Annotated in this window: 12 protein-coding genes; 7 read left to right on the top strand and 5 right to left on the bottom strand. The window is 66.1% G+C overall.

Translation table 11 applies throughout. From position 1 onward, the window contains the following. Nucleotides 1–43: 43 nt before the first annotated feature. The 4 genes from ABD893_RS02905 to ABD893_RS02890 form a co-directional block, all read right to left on the bottom strand. Nucleotides 44–1,126: a hypothetical protein gene (locus ABD893_RS02905; RefSeq protein ID WP_345076025.1), complete on the bottom strand. Its 1,083-nt coding sequence runs from the start codon at nucleotides 1,124–1,126 to the stop codon at nucleotides 44–46. Nucleotides 1,127–1,238: 112 nt separating this feature from the next. Continuing rightward, complete coding sequence (locus ABD893_RS02900) at nucleotides 1,239–1,874, bottom strand: hypothetical protein (protein WP_345076024.1); 636 nt, start codon at nucleotides 1,872–1,874, stop codon at nucleotides 1,239–1,241. Beyond that, on the bottom strand, nucleotides 1,810–3,420 hold the full coding sequence (locus tag ABD893_RS02895) for a hypothetical protein (protein ID WP_345076023.1): 1,611 nt from the start codon (nucleotides 3,418–3,420) through the stop codon (nucleotides 1,810–1,812). Before ABD893_RS02895 ends, ABD893_RS02900 begins: the two co-directional genes overlap by 65 nt. Beyond that, nucleotides 3,417–5,243, bottom strand: a complete 1,827-nt coding sequence (locus ABD893_RS02890; RefSeq protein WP_345076022.1) for an HSP90 family protein — start codon at nucleotides 5,241–5,243, stop codon at nucleotides 3,417–3,419. Before ABD893_RS02890 ends, ABD893_RS02895 begins: the two co-directional genes overlap by 4 nt. 39 nt (nucleotides 5,244–5,282) lie before the next feature. On the opposite strand from ABD893_RS02890, the gene ABD893_RS02885 reads away from it, so the two are divergent. The 5 genes from ABD893_RS02885 (at nucleotide 5,283) to ABD893_RS02865 (ending at nucleotide 9,691) form a co-directional block, all read left to right on the top strand. Next, nucleotides 5,283–5,453, top strand: a complete 171-nt coding sequence (locus ABD893_RS02885) for a hypothetical protein (RefSeq protein ID WP_345076021.1) — start codon at nucleotides 5,283–5,285, stop codon at nucleotides 5,451–5,453. 157 nt (nucleotides 5,454–5,610) lie between these two features. Further along, on the top strand, nucleotides 5,611–6,183 hold the full coding sequence (locus tag ABD893_RS02880; protein ID WP_345076020.1) for an RNA polymerase sigma factor: 573 nt from the start codon (nucleotides 5,611–5,613) through the stop codon (nucleotides 6,181–6,183). Continuing rightward, nucleotides 6,180–7,382 carry a serine/threonine-protein kinase gene (locus ABD893_RS02875; RefSeq protein ID WP_345076019.1) on the top strand — a complete coding sequence of 401 codons (1,203 nt, stop codon included), beginning with the start codon at nucleotides 6,180–6,182 and terminating at the stop codon, nucleotides 7,380–7,382. Before ABD893_RS02880 ends, ABD893_RS02875 begins: the two co-directional genes overlap by 4 nt. A 67-nt stretch (nucleotides 7,383–7,449) precedes the next feature. Further along, nucleotides 7,450–8,703: a hypothetical protein gene (locus tag ABD893_RS02870; RefSeq protein ID WP_345076018.1), complete on the top strand. Its 1,254-nt coding sequence runs from the start codon at nucleotides 7,450–7,452 to the stop codon at nucleotides 8,701–8,703. 73 nt (nucleotides 8,704–8,776) lie between these two features. After that, complete coding sequence (locus ABD893_RS02865) at nucleotides 8,777–9,691, top strand: hypothetical protein (protein WP_345076017.1); 915 nt, start codon at nucleotides 8,777–8,779, stop codon at nucleotides 9,689–9,691. 272 nt (nucleotides 9,692–9,963) lie between these two features. Here the strand turns inward: ABD893_RS02865 and ABD893_RS02855 are convergent, their stop codons facing one another. Beyond that, nucleotides 9,964–10,188, bottom strand: a complete 225-nt coding sequence (locus ABD893_RS02855; protein WP_345076016.1) for a substrate-binding domain-containing protein — start codon at nucleotides 10,186–10,188, stop codon at nucleotides 9,964–9,966. 426 nt (nucleotides 10,189–10,614) lie between these two features. On the opposite strand from ABD893_RS02855, the gene ABD893_RS02850 reads away from it, so the two are divergent. Both ABD893_RS02850 and ABD893_RS02845 read left to right on the top strand, forming a co-directional pair. Continuing rightward, nucleotides 10,615–15,333 (top strand): sacsin N-terminal ATP-binding-like domain-containing protein, encoded by a 4,719-nt coding sequence (locus tag ABD893_RS02850; RefSeq protein WP_345076015.1) that lies wholly within the window; start codon nucleotides 10,615–10,617, stop codon nucleotides 15,331–15,333. Continuing rightward, on the top strand, nucleotides 15,330–16,847 hold the full coding sequence (locus ABD893_RS02845; protein WP_345076014.1) for an NERD domain-containing protein: 1,518 nt from the start codon (nucleotides 15,330–15,332) through the stop codon (nucleotides 16,845–16,847). The genes ABD893_RS02850 and ABD893_RS02845 overlap by 4 nt, the downstream gene beginning before the upstream one ends. Nucleotide 16,848 lies beyond the last annotated feature (1 nt).

Genomic DNA, 16,848 nt, shown 5'->3' with positions numbered 1-16,848 from the left:
GCCCTGATCCGCCGACGTTGCAGGGTGCAGCGATGATCACAGCTCAGTTCAGGAACGTGGCCCAGGACCTCATCGATGGGTTGGTGTAGAAGGACGAGACCGGGTCGGGAGATCGCGGCTCGGCATCGAGGGTGAGCATGAGCAGCGTGTCCGAGACCGGCGCCATCTCGACCGGGACAAGATCGTCCTTCACGCTCGGCCCGTCCATGAACTCGGTGAGCCTCGACAGGACCCCGTCGAGCTTCTCCGCGTCCACGCGCACCACCCCTCTGGTGGTGTGCTCCGTGGCGGAGGTGAGCTCCGTGGCGAAGTACCACTCGCGGAAGGGCGGGTGTCCCACCCCGGGGCCGTGGGGGCTCCAGAGCAACGACTGGGCTTGGGCGACATGTGCATCGGGGAGATCGACGACGTCCACCATCTCCTGAAGACCCTCGAAGCAGTCGAAGACCGAGGCATCCCCTTCGAACTCGGGAGTCTCGACGGACTGGAAGAATCGCAGCTCGTCGCGATGCTGCGTGATCTCCACAGGCGGCAGTTGGAGGCCCTGCATCGCTTCGGTCGGGACCAGGCGCCCGTCGTCGAGGACGTATCTCACGTTACCGTCGGCGTCGGGGACCGAGAGGATCTCCTCCATCTCCTCGATCAGGGTGTCCTCCACGCCGCGCCAGATCGCAGCCTGCCTGGAGCTATGTGCCGTGAGCACCGCCACCTCGGGCGCGAAACGGAAGTGGTTGGAGTTCAAGGTGGCATCGATCGGGTACGGCCCGTGCACCGACGGGGGCCCGATGAGGGCGCCCGGCTCGGTGATCCGAGCGACCTCCTCGCGCACGTAGTTCTCGTCGTACAGGATCGGGGAGAGATCATCCGGCACGTCGAACAGCTCCCCGATCGCCCGAGGCCGGGTGACGTTCACTCGGAACGGGGACTCCAACGGGACGGGAACATCGACGAGGCTTCCCGTCTCCCTGCTCCAGATCCCCGGGTCGATCGCCGAGAGCAGGTCCTCGAACGACCTGCCACCGCCGAAGGAGGGGAGCTGTGGCACCAGGGAGCACCCGGTGAGCAGCCCCAGGCCCCCTCCGAGCACTGCGCCGAGCACAGAACGGCGTCCAAGCGTGTGATCCATGAAGCTCCCCCGACCGACATCGATGCCCTCAGCGTAATCCGCGAACGGACTCGCTCCCACTCCGTCTCCAGCCGCCGACTACGCCCGCCCTCCGGTCTCCCTTCTGCGGGATTCACCCCTCCGGGAAGAACCTCTCGCGCAGCAGCTCGGACTGCACGGCGTTCCCGTTGCGCCGATCGAGCGCTGCAGCCATCTCGCGCGCGTCCTCGCGCAGCCGCGGCCCGCGCTCGTCGGCCTGTACGTGCTCGAGCAGGGCGCGCGCCGCCCCGGCGAAGGTGTCGAGGTGGGTGGGGTCCCCCGGAGTGGTGTCCGCGAGAGCGGCCTCGAGCACCCACCCCCGTGCCTCCGGGATCTGGGCCGCGACCGCGAGCAGCACGGACCGCGGCAGGTCCCCGAACTCCTCGAAGTCCCGATCGACCTCCTCGAGCTGCGCGATGACCGCGGCGACGGCGTCGTCCGCGACCTCGCCCTCCTGCAGCGCGGCCCAGACGCTCCAGGCGAGCGCCGCCCGCTGCTGGGCGGGGTCGTTCGACGCACGTAGCACGCCGGCCACGAGCCCGGGAACAGCGCTGGCGTCCACCGGCGAGAGGATCCGCGCCAGATCGAGCAGCACGTCGAAGGGGTCCACGTCGCCCGCCTCGGCCTCGAGCCGAGTGCGGACCTCCTCGAACAGCGCACCGATCTCAGCAGACTGCCCGAGGTGGACCGCCCGGGCGAGCTGCGCCACGGCGATCGGTGTGGTCGGCATCCCCGCCACGGCCCGCAGAGCGATCTCCGCGGTGACGATCTCCTCGATCCGGTCCAGCGGGATCGCGGGCAGGTCCAGGGCGGTGAGGATCACCGGGAGGAAGAGCCCCGCGGCGGCCTTCTCGAGGGCCGGGTCGACGCCGTCCGGTGCAAGCGCCTGGGCGCTCTGCGCCCTCTCGTACCGCAGCACCAGCGCCACGTGGTCGCCGGCCTGATAGGTCTGGAAGGCGTGCATGAGGTGGGCGACGAACTCCGCCGCCGGCATCCTCAGCTCGCGGCTGCGGGCGATCGTGGCCGCGACGATCGCCTCGGCCTCCTCCTCGGAATCGGCCTCCAGGACCGACCTCGCCTGTCCGTGGAGCTCCGCGTAGCAGTCCTTGAGCGAGAAGGGTACGGACTCGTTCGTCACCGGCGAGGTGCGCCTCGGGGTCCGCGTCGGCTCCGCTCGTCACGGGTGTGGCGGGTGCCAGGTCCGCGAACCAGATGTCCTGCAGCTCCCGGGTGTGGCCGTCGGTCCCGCCGCGGGCGTCGTGCGCCGCGGCGGCCTCCGTCGCCAGGGCGCGCAGCAGCTGCGCCTCTTCGCCCGTCGGGTCCTCGAGGGCGCGGCTGCGGGCGAGGGCGGCCTGGAGCCGCCACTCGGTGAGGTCAAGGCTGCTGTTCTCGAGGCCGAAGTCGGCGGCGATGCGGGCCTCGTCCGGGCGGTGCTCCAGCACGAGCAGCAGATCCTGGATCTCCGCGGACCGGACGAGGCGGTCGATGCCGAACTGGGCGACCAGCTCATCCCCGATACGGGCGGCGACGTCCTTCTGCCCCGCGCGCGCGGACAGCGACCCCAGATCCGTCCGCAGCAGCACGAGCTGGATGCTGTCGCGCCGGTCCATGTCGATCGGTCCGGGCGGGACGCCCATCGCCGTGAAGCGGCGGGCGAGCGTCGCCGCGGCGAGGGCCGGATCGAAGCGCTCGAGGAGCATGATCTCGCGGGTGACGGTGTTGGCGTCGAACGGGGGCCAGTCGGGGCTGCCGATGCCCTGCCACTGGTCCAGCAGAGCGAGCGCGCGCTCCTGCTCGCCGAACTCGACGGCGAGCGAGGCACGCGCGAGCGTCACGTGCGCGAGGTCGTCGCCGTGCTTCACGGTTTGCTGCTCGACGAGGTCGACGATCCTCTCGAGCTGCGGGCGCGCGAGGGACGGATCCTTCGACACCGTGACGACCAGGTCCGCGACGGCGCCGAGGAATCCGCGCCGGTTCTCGGGGTTGATGTGATCCCCGTAGCGGCCGACGATCTGCATGAGCCGCACGTACGCGTCCAGAGCCGCCGCCGGCATACCGCCCAGGCTGTAGATCGCGTACTGGCCGAAGCGTGCGCTCGCCGCGAGGTGGGGCACGCCCTCCGCCTCGCAGGCCGCGATCTGCTCCTCCCAGGCACGGATCGTGTCCAGGTCATCGGGCATATCCCAGATCTCGCTGCTGCGATCGATGAGCGCCCGCACGCGCTGTGCCTGCTCGCCGGTGAGATCGGCGACCTCGTCATACCGGATCATCGTCATCCCCTGCCCTCGGTGGTGCGGTCCTCGGTGGTGCGGTTCTCGGTGCGTGCTGCGGCCAGCAGCAGGCTCTGGAGCGCCCCGGCCAGGCTTGCCTGCTCCTCGGCGCGCAGCCGGATCCCGGCCTGCAGCAGGCTCAGCAGATGCAGGGCACGGATCGCCTCCGCCCGGGTGGCCGGGGCGAGCCCGCCGCCGAGGGCGCGCACCGCCTCAGCGCGGAGGTTCAATACGAGGGTCGGTCGGGGATCCGCGGGGCCGACGGGATCGACGGGATCGACGGGCGTCGCGCCGCCGAGCAGGTCGGCCCACGGATCGTCCTCGACCTCCTCGAACACGAAGCCCGCAGCGCGGCCCGGGACATGGAGCACGAGCTGGCTCACCGGGCGGAAGGCCCGCACCTCGGCCGTCACCCCGGACGGGTCAAGCACGGCACGCGCCGCATCGCCGATCTGCCCGGCGAGGGCCGCGTCCTCCCCGAGCGGGGCCGGGAGATCCTCCAGCAGCCGCGCCAGCTCGAACTCGCGCGCGGTGAGGCGGGTCTGCGCCCCGTCGTACGCCCGCAGCATGGCGGCGCCGTGGGTGTAGGTGCCGTTGACGAGCAGCCCGCCCTGCGCCTGCACCAGAGGCGCGTAGGTGGTGAACTCCCGCTCGTCCGTGGTGAAGGTGATCCGCGCCGGCATCTCCACGAGCCGCATCGCGCCGGCGCTGGTCTCCCAGGTGAAGTGACGGGCCACGAACTCCAGCATCTCAGCATGCGCGACGGCCAGGGCCAGCAGGCTCTGCCCGTGCACGGCGACGAACCGCGAGAACACCTCGGGATCCCCGGCGGCGAGCCGTTCGATGCCCGCATGGACCTGACGGCCGATCTCCTCGCGGGCCGTGGCGAGGGCACCGGAGTCATGCAGCGACTCGCGCGAGGCCGTGAGACCCAGCGATCCCGCCTCCACGGCCACCCGCGCGAAGGTGACCCACTCCGGCACCAGCTGGGTGTTATCGGCCGCGACGGACATGCCGTGGGAGAACACCCGATCCCCCGCACGGCCCCGCCCAGGCGTCGCCTCCCCAGTCACGAAGGCCGTGCCGCGGATGCCGAGCAGCGGCACGTCCAGCGGGATGCTCGCCAGCGGCGTGAAGCCGAAGGCGTCCTCGCACCAGAGCCCTGAGGCGTGGTCGGGCAGGTCCCACGGGGCAGGATCCCCGCTCACCCGGACCGCGGGCCGCGGATCACCGGCGACGGCGACGGTGATCGGGACGGCCAGGAGGCTCGCATACTCGCGAGCGAGACGATGCACGCGGTCGGCGCCGACCCATTCCGCCTCGTCCGGGCGGGCATGCACCCGCACCACGGTGCCCGGCTCGGCGAGCGGCTCCGGCGCGGGCGCCACCGTGAACGTGCCGTCGCCCCGGCCGACCCAGCGCATGGTCTGCGCCTCCGGGTCGCGGGCACTGCGGGAGGTCACCTCGATCTGGTCTGCGACGAGGAAGCAGGACAGCAGGCCGATCCCGAACTGGCCGAGGAACTCGCGCCGGGCGGCCGCGAGCTCCTCCCGCTTGCTGGAGGCGCCGATCGTAGAGAGCAGGCTGCGCGCATCCGCCTCGGTGAGACCGATGCCGTGATCACGCACCGTGAGCGCCCCCGCGACCGGGTCCACGACCAGCTCGATCGGCGGCAGGTCCTCTCCGTGCTCTCCGCGCGCCACGACCGCGTCCCGCGCGTTCTGGATCAGTTCGCGCACGTACACGCGCGGACTCGAGTACAGGTTGTGCGACAGGATCTCGACGATCCCGCGCAGATCGACCTGGAAGTTCTCCGTGGTACCGGTCATGGGGGAAGAGTATGTGGCTTTTCGGAGTGGAGTACGGGGGTGAACGGCGTCCAGCATGCTGTTGGCGTCCTGGCGCTGGTGCCGCACGTGCTCGGGTCGCTCAGCGCCTGGATCTCGAACGAGTTCGGGATCGGGGTCGCGCCGCTGAACGGGATCGTGGTGGCGCTGGTGCTGGCGCGGTGGTTCAGCGCGCGGAGTGCGAACAGCTGAGCCCAACGGGCCAGCAAGCGCCTGCTCCGCTGCCGAGAGGAGCAGGGCGAGAGCTCGCCGCAACCTTCTCGGGGTTCGGTGTCTCCGGGGAGGGCGGCGTGGAGCCGGGTGATGCCCCCTCCCGCCGGCCGGGCGCGCCTCCACTAGACTCCACGGCATGCCAGGGGGACATAATTCGGTGAAATCGGAAAAGTCGGGGACGCGTGATGACGAGCTGCTCGCCCACGTGGCCGCGCGTGCCGCCGGCGGCGATGCCACTGCCCTCGACGAGCTCCTCGAGATGCTCGACCGCTCCCGCACCATTCAGCGCATGGTGGGGTCGATGCTCCTGGATCAGAACGCCATCGACGACGTGTCCCAAGAGGTGCTGATATCGATCATGGGATCGATCGGGCAGTACCGCAGCGTCGGCAAGGTGTCCACCTGGATCCATCCCATCGTGCGCCGTCGCGTCGCAGACCATCTGCGAAAGCAGCGGGACACCTCCGCACTCGATGAGGCCGAACTGCCCTCGCAGCGGATCAGCTCGATGGTCGCGTCCCGCGCCACGCTTCGCACGGCCCTCGCGCAGCTGCCTGAGAAGTATCAGGCGCCGCTGATCCTGCGGGATCTGGAGCAGCTGCCCGTCGCCGAGATCGCGACCCGGCTCGACCTGCCAGAAGGAACGGTGAAAGCTCAGATCAGTCGCGGCAGGACGAAGCTCCAGCAGCTCCTCGGAGAACTCGGATGAGGCAGCGGATCGGGCGTTACGAGGTGATCGATCGCCTCGGCGCAGGATCTTTCGCCACGGTGCACCGGGCCCACGACCTCAGCCTCGACGAAGAGGTTGCCGTGAAGGTGCTCGCCGAGAACCACACGATGAACCCGGAGATGCTGGAACGCTTCATCGGCGAAGGGCGGGCCCTGCGGCGTGCGCGCAGTCCACATGTGACCGCTGTCCACGACATCGGCGAGCTGCCCCACAGCCAGCCCTATCTGGTGCTCGAGCTCGCCGACCACGGCACTGTCGCAGACCGAGTGGGGACGCTGCGGGAACAGGGATGGACGGCCACCCCGCAGGACGTGCTCGTCGTCGCGAGATCCTTGGCCGCAGCTCTCGGCGCCGTGCATCGAGCACAGCTCGTACATCGGGATCTGAGCCCCTGGAACCTCCTGCTCACCTCGCGCCCCGCCTCCAACGCCTCGAGCGGCGCCGTTCAGGGTGGCGGCGAGCTGATCTCCGCGGACGAACGCCTTCTGCTCGCCGACCTCGGCATCTGCAAGGACCTGGCTCGCAGCTCCGGCATGACCGTCGCCGTCGGCACCTCCGGGTTCCGGCCGCCTGAGCAGCAGCGCCATGGACGCGTCGATGCCCGCGCCGACATCTGGGCGATGTCGGCGGTGCTGGAGTGGATCACGGAGGGGGCCGCGCTGCCCCCCGCCTTCCATCGAGCCCTCGCCCGCGGTAAGGCCGAGAACCCCCAGCGTCGTCCCGATGACACCGACGCGTGGCTCGCGAGCATCGAAGCGGCGCTCGCAGAACCACCCGCTGCCACGGCAGAACCTGCAGAGGCCGCGGCCGCTGCCGCACGGCCCCGACCCCGCAACCGGGTCCTCCTGACCGTCGGACTCGCCATCGCAGCATTGATCGCCGGCATCGGATTCGGGGAGCTGCTCTGGCATGACCCGACGATTGCCGCCGCCGATGGTGCCTCCATCTCGATCGACGGTCCAGAGGAGCTCACCGTCGGCGAGGCAGCGACGTTCACTGCCGACGTGGACGGCGTCGACTCCTGGGTGTGGATGCTGCCGGGCGGCCGATTCATCGTCGACGAGAGCACGGTCTCCATGACCGCGGCCAGCCCGGGCAGCGCCGAGGTGGTGCTGCGCTCCCTCACCGAGGACGGCACCGTGCTCGAGACCCACCACCGCCTTCGCGTGGACGGTTGAGAAGAAGTTCAGATCCGGTGCAACCGAATCGCGCTTTGTCGCGACTCATAGGGGACAGCACGTTCAGATGAAGGGGAATCTCATGTACAACACCACCACACAGCACATCGGTCGCCGCACGTTCAGCCTCGCTGCCCTCGGGGCCCTTGCTCTCAGCGCCTGCGGCTCCGGTCAGCGTGCCGACTTCGAAGAGACCGGCGGCTCCGACGCGAGCGACGGCGGCGGCTCGGCGGGGAGCGACGCAGGCGGCGCCACGGCACCCGACGCCACCGCAGACCTGCCCCGCCTCGAGGCAGGCTTCACCGTAGAAGAGTTCACCAAGGACGTCACCGTGGCGAGCACCCTCCAGCCGAAGAACAGCACCGTGATCACCCCGACCGGTGTGCTCAGCATCGACAGGCTCCAGGAGATCGCCACCGTGTCGGCGGAATCGGTCGGTCTCGAAGCAGAGATGGGCGAGGACGGCGAGGCACTCGACCTCGCTCCCGCCGACGGCGAAGTGCTCCGCGCCGTCGAACTCTCCTTCACTCCCTTCAACGGCGGCGAAGCGGCGCTGGACGAGGCTTCGCCCCTCACGGACATCTCGATCAGCATGGGAGGCTCCCAGACCCACCTCGCGGAGATCGATGGCGAATACAGCACCCGGAACCTGATCTCCGTGCCGAAGGATGGTTCCGCGTCCCTCGTCGTCTCCAGCGAGGGCCACGATCAGATGGTCGATCTGCTCACCGGGGAGCGGCAGGCCGATGAGGTCGCCGCCGCGTACTACCGCAGTGATCGCGTGCAGGAGCCCCACCACACATTCCCCCTCTCGGTGGACCCTTTCCCGGTGCTGTACAGCGACGATGCGGACAGCGAGGTCACCACCACCACGTCGTTCCAGGCGGCCACGCTGGGGCTGACCGCCTGGACCGAGACGACCGGCTGGGCCGACCCCGGCAGCGCGTGGCTCGTGATGGAGTGGAGTTCCGCGATCACCATCAGCACCGAGATCCCTGGCCTCGTAAGGGCCACTGACTACTCGGCGGCGGCATCTGTGACGGTGGACGGTGAGACGACCACCGATGAGATCCATGAGGACAAGCTCAATCTCAACTCGTCGAACAAAAGCGGGGAGCGCACGCTCGTCGTCGCGGTCCCGGTGGACGTCTCCAGTGCGACTGTCAGCATGAGCGGAGGCTTCTCCCTGCAGATCGACCCCGGCGTCTACGAGATCGAGGGCTCCCTCGACCGGACGTTCGAGTCGGAGGATCTCACGGTCGACTTCCCCGGCACCGGCTCCACTCCGAGCGCTGCGCCCTCCGATGGCGGTGGCAGCTGACGGGCACTGCTGCCTGAGCAACCACGCGCCACCACCGAACATGACGAGCCCGTACTACTCACCAGGAGTCAGCATGACCACGAGCACCACCGCGCGCCGCGCAACAGCTTTTGCAGCCCTTGCCCTCTCCGCCCCGCTCATCCTGGCCGCCTGTGGTGGCTCCGACGACGCTGCGGGGGTGCCGGGTGGCGACAGCTCCGGCGCGCCCCCGGAGGCGGTCTACGAGTTCGTCCAGCCCACGTACGCGTCGGCTGGCGGTGCGCTTGATGTCCAGATCCCCGAGGCGCTCAAGGAGGTCGCCGGAAGCGACTTCGACGAGCTCTGGGTGTCCGGCATGACCCTGACCCCGCATGAACTCGAGTCGGCCGACAGCTGCGCTGTGGACCTGGAAGTGAGCTTCGCCGACGGGGGCAAAGTGGCTGCGGAGACCGCAGGCGAGACCGAGGACGAGCATGTCGCCGCCGCTCAGGAGAGCTTCGACGGGGAGCTCCAGAACGGCCTGCACATGATCGGGTACGCCAGCTGGGACGACATGGTCGCCGAGAAGGGTGTGGAGGAGTCCGTGGAGATGATGAACCAGGTGGTCCCCGTGACCGCCGAGGGAACGCTGGACGAGGACGCCGTGCGTGCCAGCTTCGATGAAGGCACGCCGCGGGGCAGGACGCTCCAGGCGCTCGGCCTGCCGGGTGACTCCGATATTGACCTGGAACTCGACAAGCTCGACCCGAGCAATCCCGAGACCGGTGTGTACGCCTCCGACGATGCTTCGCAGATCACCATCGTCCAGGCGTGCGCCTCGTCGACCAGCGACGAGGACGCCACCGAGTTCGACCTCGAGTTCCCGCGCACGGACGAGGACGAGAAGTCCGGAGTCGACGACGCTGCGTCCTTCACCTTCACCGTGATGCGATCCGGCGAGATCGGGATCGTCGACGGCGAGGTCGACGGCTACCAGGCAGACGCCAACGGAGACTGGATCACCAGCTGACCCGTGCAGAAGGCTCGCTCGCGCTCCCCTCGGGAATCAGCGCGTCACTCGGGGTTCCGCTCCTGGGCGGGGAGGGTGTCCCAGAGGAAGGTGTCCGCCGCATCGATCGATCCGTCGGCGAGCGCTCGACCGCCAGCCCGTTGCGGCTGATCGTCTCGGCGGAGCCGCCGTCGTACTTCCCGAGCAGGCCCCAGCCCGTGGAGTCGACGGCGTCGTAGACGACGACGCGCCTCCCTCACCGCGGAGACTCCAGCCAACCCGCCCTCCTCGGATCACGCCCCGAGCGTGGACTCCCGCACCACCAGCGAGCACGGCAGGGTCACCACACCCGTCTCCTTCTCTCCGTTCATCATCCTCAGCAGCGCCTGCGAGGCCATGTGACCGAGCTTCCGGTACTGCATGTCCACGCTGCTCAACTGCGGTGTGCACTCGGTGGCAAGCACCTCCCAGTTGTCGTGGCTGACCACGGCGACGCCGGCCCAGGGCTGGCTGGCCACCACGAACACTTACAGCCGATTCACAGTGACCCGCAGCCGGCGGGGGCCAGTGGTCCCCATCGAAGCGGTGGCTGGACCCCGCAGGCACGATCGGTGGTCCCCAAAGGCACGATTCCGTATCTCCCACGCATATAAATATTCAGTCAGGTTTGATGCCGCCGCTGTTTGGGTCCGAGTGGACGGACAGCTTGACGGAGAAGCTCAATTCCCTGTTGCGTGCGAGGTGCGTGCGCCGCCCGACGGCATCGCAGGAAACTTCGACTTCCGCACACCTGGGCAGAGAGGCTCTGTGTAACATCAAAGAGTCGCCAGCATCTGTTTGCTGACCTCGCCAAACAAGCTCGAACCCCCGAGTGAACATCTTGTAACAAAGTAGTCACGAGGGCCCCTAAGGGCTCAATCTTGTGGACCAGGGAGTTGTCGCCGTTGACGTATGACCGTCGGGCCTGGAGCCCGAACTCAGAACTTGTACGCGAGGTGCAGGACCAGTTCGATCGAACAATCGAGGCGTACAAGGCACACCCGAGCTTGATCTCGGAGCATGCCAACCATGAGGAGTCGATACGCACCGGAGGATACGCCAACCGGACGCTGCTCGAGCTCATCCAGAACGCGGCTGATGCGCTGGCCGGAACCCACGATGACGACCCCACGGGAGCGGGCAGGGTCGAGATTGTCCTGGACACCCGGACGTCCACCCTTTATTGCGCCAATGCGGGCCGACCGTTCTCGAAGAGTGGTCTGACAGCGGTGACGATGGCCCACCTCAGCGAGAAGCGTGGCGACGAGATCGGCCGCTTCGGTCTGGGATTCAAGTCCGTGCTCGCTGTCTCCCACTCACCCCAGGTCTTCAGCCAATCGATCTCGTTCGAGTTTAATTCCCCAGCCGCGCAGCATGAACTCGCCAAAGTCTCGTCCGCGAAGCGCCACCCCGTTCTTCGCACTGCGACTCTCCTGGACGCGGACACCGAGTTTGCGGCTGATCCCGTCCTCACTGAGCTGGCGTCTTGGGCGACGACGATCGTCAAGCTCCCGAACGCCATGAGCCTAGAGCGCCTCCAGGGAGAGATCCAAGACTTCTCTTCCGAGTTCCTCCTATTCGTCGAGGCGGTACGCGAGATACGGCTCCGGGTCCTCGGTGACGACCCCTTCGAGACCAGCCATATCTCTCGCGACCTCGGCGGAGGAAGACTCGCCATCGAGTCCCCAGGCGGCGAGGTGAGCGAGTGGATCACGGCGAACACGATGCACGAGCCCACCCCACAGGCACGCCGCGAGGTCGGCGAAGCGGTCTCACGCGACAAGGTGAAAGTCACCGTTGCTGTGCCGGTGCAGTTTTCGAATCTCCGCGTCGGTCACTTCTGGTCCTACTTCCCCCTCCAGGACCGCACTTCGGCCAATGCTCTCTTCAACGCGCCATGGGCGATCAACGATGACCGCACCAACCTCCTTGACAACACCTACAACAGCGAGATCCTGCGGACCTTGGCCGACCTCTTCGTACCTCTGCCCACTCTCGTGCGCGGAGATGACCCTGCAGCTCACCTCGATTACCTTCCCGCGCGCGGCCGAGGTCACGAGAGCCACGGATTCGCGGATGCGCTGGTCGGCGCACACGTTCTGGCACAAGCTGGGGCCATTGACTACATCCCGGATGCAACGGAAAGTCTGCGCAACGGATCGGACCTGAGGCCACTCGATCTGGGCATCTCATTCAAACCAGCAATTCACGCAGGGTGGAGCAAATCACCACATACCGGTGACGACGCCCCTCACTGGCGCTGCTACACCAGTCAGACACGCATAGCCCGCATCCGCGAGCTCTTTATCGCCGCGCAGGATCCAGACCTCGACCTCGGCACGCGTGACACGAAAGTTGCGTTGGAGCAGATGCCTAAGCGGGGACTGCTCTCCTGGCTGCGAGAGTGGGCCGAAGGTCCAGATACGCAGTCCGCGGCGAATGCGTTCCGCACGGTCATTCTCCACTCGTCCCTCGACGGAATATCCGATGCGAAGGTCATCCCAACATCCGACGGACTGAAATCTCTGAAGGATCGTGACGTCGTTTTCCTCCAGCAGGAGGAGGACCTGACTGTCGACGGGGCAGCATTCGTCGACCCCGCCTTCCTTGCCGAGCCCCAGGTCGAGCAGAAGTTGAGAGACCGCGGTTTCCGCAACCTGGATCCGGAGGCGATCCTTCGCGCACGCATCGCGCGACTTCCAGCAGTACCGAGCGATGACGATCTCGAGAGACTATGGGACGCAGTGCTGTACGTCAGTGTCCCAGCGGCGTCAAAGATGATGCTGGAGTCGACGGCGTCCATCAAGGTTCCGACCCGCGACGGCGGATGGGCATGGCCACAGCAAGTCCTGGATCTCGATGCCGAACTTCCTGAGTCGTTCGCGTCCAGACTGCTCGATCAGCAGCGCTGTCTCCCCGACGTTGCTCAGCAGCTCGGCGTGGTGAGCACTCCGATATCTGACTATGCCCTCGAAGACGAGTCGAGGTCCAGTCAGTACATCGAAGCAACTCTCGCGAGACTCAATGCGGGACTAGGTCCGGGCGAACGAACGATCGACAATGCCGACGTCAGCCCTGGGAGGGGACGCGGCCCCTTCTCCGTCCTGCTCATGCTTCAGGACGCGGGTGCACCGCCCGCGGTCCGCGCCGACTGGACCGAAAGACTGCTGAGCGTGCCGGACACCGCCTGGGTGCTCGAGGACCTCGATACGGGTCGCACGCATTCGGTGCAGCCGCCGGCTCTGTGGGCGGCTCACCAAGCTGGGCTCGTCAAGTCCTCTCGGGGCCTTCGCGCACCGTTGGACGTGGTTGCACCTTCCCTTGTCCGCTTCGGCGGGCTACTCCCTCTGTATAAGGGACCCCGCCAGGCACAAGACGCTCTCAATCTTCCGGACACACTGGGATCAGTGCCTCCGAATGTCCTTAAGGAGATGCTCGAGGCCGACATCTTCCCGCAGGTACCCGATGACGTCTTGTCGGAGTTCGTCCTTGAGGCCTCAAGAATCGGTCTTAAGGGTGAGTTGCCCACAACGATTCCGGCTCGTGTTAGTCGCGCCATCGAGCCCCACCCACCTTCGATGGTCTACCTCGCGACCAGCGACGACGAAGAGGATGTGCTCAAGAACCGACAACGTCCCTTCTTGCGAGTCGACGCCGATCTCGCCGAAGAATTCCTAACCTTTGCCGGATGCCGACGATTCGCCGACAGCTTCTCATTCGCGATGGTCGTCGAAGGTCAACGCCATCCGCAGCGCATCCTCGACGTCTACACCGGGCTGCGACCGTCCTTCGGTAGGACGTTGGGCTCCTCGTCGATCTCTCGCGCCCTTCTCATCGCCAAACGCGTCATCACCGAGGATGGCACGGAGGATCAACCCCGAGACTGGCACATCGACGGCCAGGACCTCATCGTGTGGGATGGCGCAAGTGAGCGGAGAGTCCTCGAGTACGTTAATGAAGCGTTCGATCTCCGGATGGACAATGCCCAAATATCCGGAGTTCTTCAAGCGGGCCTGGCGCAACAGCTTGAGCTGCAACGTCAGCAAGGACGGGCGACCCCGAACGATGCGGAACGCCTCGATCTGTACATCGGCCCCGACGACCTCAAAGAAGCACTGCCGACGGGGCTATGGAGTGCGCTCGAGGTCCAAGGGCTTGTCGACGAGAACACCTCGATCGCAGAACTCTTCCTGACTGTCTACGGTGCAGATTCACTACGGATGCTCGAGTCTGCGTTCCGCCTAGTGGGTTATTCAGATGTTCCAGAACGATGGGCAGGCTTACCTGCCGCAATTTCATGGGTCCGCAAGATGGGATTCGGCGCGGAGTTCGCGGGCACTCGAAATGAATCACGGCCCGAAGCCTTTGTAGTCCCAGGCGCCATCAACCTCAACAAGCTGCACACGTACCAGAAGAAGATCAGCGAGGACCTTCGCACCGTCCTGACCCAACCCGGGAATGAAGGGCCGGGTCAGAAAGCGATGGTGGAGCTTCCGACGGGTGCTGGCAAGACGCGTGTCGCCACGGAGACGATTCTCAAACTCTTCGTGGACGAGGTGCTCTCGGGAACGATCCTATGGATCGCACAATCGGCGGAACTGTGCGAGCAAGCTGTTCAGACTTTTCAGGCGGTCTGGCGACATCTCGGTGATGAAAGGCCGCTGACGATCGGCAGGCTCTGGGACACCAATCGAGTGAACATGCCTGATACCGACCTTTCCGTTGTTGTGGCGACCGACGCCAAGATCCGAGCGATCAAAGACCTACCCGAGTACGAGTGGCTGAAAACGCCGACTGCGGTTTTCATCGACGAAGCACACCGCGCCGGAGGCTCGACACAGTACACCGCCATCCTCCGGTGGCTCGGAGTCGACGGTCGTAATTGGGAGCGCCCCCTCGTAGGCCTCTCAGCGACACCGTTCAAGGGCCGCGCTGACAACCACAGCGGGACGAAAGAATTGGTGACCCGGTTCGGCTCGAACAAGCTTCGAATCCCCGACGAAGAGCCTTACAAATTCTTGGTGAAGCTCGGCGTCCTGGCCGATGTGAAACATGAGGTGCTCCCGTCCGGGATCGATGTGAACCTGGACCCTGCCGAACGCAAGTCTCTTGAGTCGAACCGGCTCATCGATCGGAACGTGTACGAGAAGATCGGCCGGAACGAACAACGTATGCAGGTCCTCGTGGACCACATCCTCGGGGTTCTGGAAGAGCATCCGGACTGGCCGATCCTCGTCTTCACTCCGAGTGTGCTCTCCGCACAGGTGCTCGCAGCGTCCCTTCGGTATCGAGGCAAGAAGGCCGCATCCGTGAGCGGACAGACAGGCCGTCAGGAACGGCGTAATGTCATCAAGCAGTTCCACGACGGTGACATACAAGTTCTCGCGAACTGCGATCTTCTGGTACAAGGTTTCGACGCCCCCGGCGTGCGCGCCTTGTACATTGCGCGCCCCACGTTCAGCCCCGGAGCATACATCCAGATGGCGGGCCGAGGTTTGAGAGGTAAAGAGAACGGCGGCAAAGAAGAGTGCTTGATCGTCGATGTCGCCGACAACTGGGGAGCGATGAATGACTTCCTCGGCTACCGAGATTATGAGGAACTCTGGACGGAGCAGCAAGCATGATACTTGTACCATCATTGGCCGATATCGAGAAGACCTCACGTAGCGCTGCCGAGAGCAGGTTGGCCCGACTCCTCCGGGACGTAGATGGGGACAGCGAGGCTGTCGCCTTCTACTCCGTCGGACTTCGTTCACACGCGTACAAGCAACAGGCCGAGGTGGACTTCGTGGTCCTGTGGCGCGGGACCGTCGTCGTCATCGAAGTAAAGGGGGGCGGCGTGCGCAAGCACGATGGCCGGTGGTACAGCATCGACCGCCGCAACGACTGGCACAAGCTGAACACATCGCCGATGGAACAGGCCCGATCCGCCGGATACGCACTGCAGAACATCCTGAAGGAGCAAGGTCTCGGCTGGTACTCACAAGAGGCGATCGTCGTCACCCCCGACATCGACGCACCTCCGAACTCGGTCGACTGGAAACCGACCCATTGGCTCGCTCGCGACGACATGACCGCCACCTCTCTCGAGTCGGCGCTCGACACCATCGTCGCGGGTACTCCTCGAGCAAGGCCCGGTGTAAAGATTGCGCGCATTGCCGACCTACGTACACGCCTCTTCGGGCAGTTCACTCGAATGCCCGTTATCGACGCTCAGCGAGGTGCAGTGATTGAGGAGCAGAATCGAGCGACTGCCGGGCAGGCGGTCGTCTTGGCCTCCCTCGCACGGAACGACCGGGTGCTCGTGTACGGCGGTGCAGGCACCGGCAAGTCGTTGGTCTTGGTCGAAGCAGCCAAACAGGAAGCGGAGTTGGGCCGGAGTGTGCTGGTGACCTTCCACTCCCCGTCTCTGACCCAGTACTTCACCCCGCACCTCGTCAATCGTGGGATCGACGTGATTCCTTTCGAAGAACTCGATAGCGCCGCGAGCTACGACGTCGTCTTAGTCGACGAGGCGCAGGACATGATGACCGCCAACGCGATGGATCGACTCGACTCGGTCATCTCCAGCGGGCATGCTCAGGGCCGTTGGCGCATGTTCCTTGACCCCAACAATCAAGCTCATGTCGACGGTCGGTACGACGAAGAGGTCGCAGAGTTGATCGCAGACTCTGCCATCACCGTCGATCTCTCACTGAACGTCCGCAATACACGCGCCATCGTCCACGTCGTCCAGGAATACCTCGAAGCCGACGTGGGTGACCCAGGCGTCGTGCACGGAGAGCGCGTGAGCTGGCACCCGGTTTCCGAAGCAGTATCCGTGGTGCACGGGCTCAAGATCGCTTCGAGGTTGGTCGCCGGAGGAGTCCCACGCAAGGACATCTGGGTGATCAACCCGCAATCGATCTCAGAACCCGAAGAAGTCGATGGTTTCATCGTGACCAGCCCTCGCTTCGCCAAGGGCCTCGAGTCGGAGCACGTCGTTGTGTGCGGTCTGCCGGAGCAGCTCGACACTGCGGGCATGGCAGCGCTCTACGTTTCCGTCACGCGCGCTCGGGTCTCCTTGCACATCGCGATCTCCAAGGACGACAAGCAGCGCCTTCAAGATATCGTGACACAGCGGAAAGCGGACAAATGAC

Origin of the sequence: Brachybacterium paraconglomeratum (assembly GCF_039541415.1) — a bacterium.
In the GTDB taxonomy this organism is placed as follows: domain Bacteria; phylum Actinomycetota; class Actinomycetes; order Actinomycetales; family Dermabacteraceae; genus Brachybacterium; species Brachybacterium paraconglomeratum_A.
The sequence above is the reverse complement of the archived record's forward strand: the minus strand, read 5'-3'. Positions and strand labels throughout refer to the sequence as shown.

Coding starts and splice junctions, on each gene's coding strand:
- ABD893_RS02875 (WP_345076019.1), top strand. CDS start 6,180: ATGAGGCAGCGGATCGGGCGTTACGAGGTGATCGATCGCCTCGGCGCA.
- ABD893_RS02900 (WP_345076024.1), bottom strand. CDS start 1,874: ATGCCGACCACACCGATCGCCGTGGCGCAGCTCGCCCGGGCGGTCCAC.
- ABD893_RS02895 (WP_345076023.1), bottom strand. CDS start 3,420: ATGACGATGATCCGGTATGACGAGGTCGCCGATCTCACCGGCGAGCAG.
- ABD893_RS02870 (WP_345076018.1), top strand. CDS start 7,450: ATGAAGGGGAATCTCATGTACAACACCACCACACAGCACATCGGTCGC.
- ABD893_RS02880 (WP_345076020.1), top strand. CDS start 5,611: ATGCCAGGGGGACATAATTCGGTGAAATCGGAAAAGTCGGGGACGCGT.
- ABD893_RS02865 (WP_345076017.1), top strand. CDS start 8,777: ATGACCACGAGCACCACCGCGCGCCGCGCAACAGCTTTTGCAGCCCTT.
- ABD893_RS02845 (WP_345076014.1), top strand. CDS start 15,330: ATGATACTTGTACCATCATTGGCCGATATCGAGAAGACCTCACGTAGC.
- ABD893_RS02905 (WP_345076025.1), bottom strand. CDS start 1,126: ATGGATCACACGCTTGGACGCCGTTCTGTGCTCGGCGCAGTGCTCGGA.
- ABD893_RS02890 (WP_345076022.1), bottom strand. CDS start 5,243: ATGACCGGTACCACGGAGAACTTCCAGGTCGATCTGCGCGGGATCGTC.